The organism is Nocardioides sp. NPDC059952, from assembly GCF_042730435.1.
In the GTDB taxonomy this organism is placed as follows: domain Bacteria; phylum Actinomycetota; class Actinomycetes; order Propionibacteriales; family Nocardioidaceae; genus Nocardioides.
On sequence record NZ_JBHWLY010000179.1, the window covers coordinates 1 to 1,042 of the forward strand.

Here is a 1,042-nt window from a genome sequence, read left to right on the forward strand (position 1 = left end):
GACCTGCCGCCCGAGCTCCAGCACACCGTGACCCTGATGACAGGCATCGGCGGTGCCGCAGGCCTCGCCGTCGCCGGGTTCCTGCTGCTGCTGCCGCGGATCGCTGCCACCCGCACCGCGCTGACTGAGTTGGGCATCACCGCAGCCCGGACCCGGGCGCTCATGATGGGCCTCGGACGGCTGAGCGTTGTGGTCGCTGGCCTGGCCGCCATCTCCTGGGGCGTCGAGAAGCTGGAGGCCCAGTTCCGGGACGCCCCGCCCAACATCACGGCCATGGGTAACGCCCTGCTGAACTTCGCCAAGACGGGGAAGGCAGCGGGCGAGCTGGTCAAGACGTTCGGGCAGGACCTGGACGGGTTCGGCGAGGCCGTCGCACGCATCGCCCACCCGAGCGCCCTCAACCGGATCGGCGACAGCCTCTACACGATCACCCACCTCGGGTCGGACTCTGCCGGCCTGGACGATGCCCGCGACAAGCTGCACGCCGTCGACGAGGCCCTGCGGAGTCTCGTCGACGGTGGTGCGCCGGACGTGGCGGCGCAGGCCTTCAACCGTCTGGCCAAGGAGGCTGAGGCGCAGGGCACGAGCACGGAGAAGCTGCGCACTCTGCTGCCCGGCTACGCGGACGCCCTGACTGCGACCGACACGCAGACCAAGCTGTCGGCCGACTCGCAGGCCGAGTTGGCGAAGCAGCTCGGTATGTCGGCTGACGAGATGGCGGACCAGCGCAGCGAGGCGGAGAAGCTGAGCGACGCCCTCAACAAGCTGAACGGCACGGCGATCTCCACGGCCGAGCGTGAGATCTCCTTCCGGCAGTCGCTGGCCGACCTGACCAAGACGGTCAAGGAGAACGGCAAGTCGCTGGACGTCACCAGCGAGAAGGGCCGGAAGGTAAAGGGCGCATTCCTCGACGCGGCCAAGGCCGCGCAGGAGCACGCCCAGGCTGTCGCCGAGCAGAAGAACAGCCAGGCGGCCGGGCAGAAGGTCCTGGAGAAGGACATCAGCCTGCTCAGGAAGCAGATGGCTGCCGCTGGCTTCAGCC

At 69.0% G+C, this 1,042-nt stretch carries 1 protein-coding gene; it reads left to right on the forward strand.

Annotated elements, in window-relative coordinates:
* Nucleotides 1-1,042, forward strand: a 1,042-nt coding sequence (locus ACFV9G_RS30030) for a hypothetical protein (RefSeq protein ID WP_378733162.1), incomplete at both ends; no start/stop codon positions are given.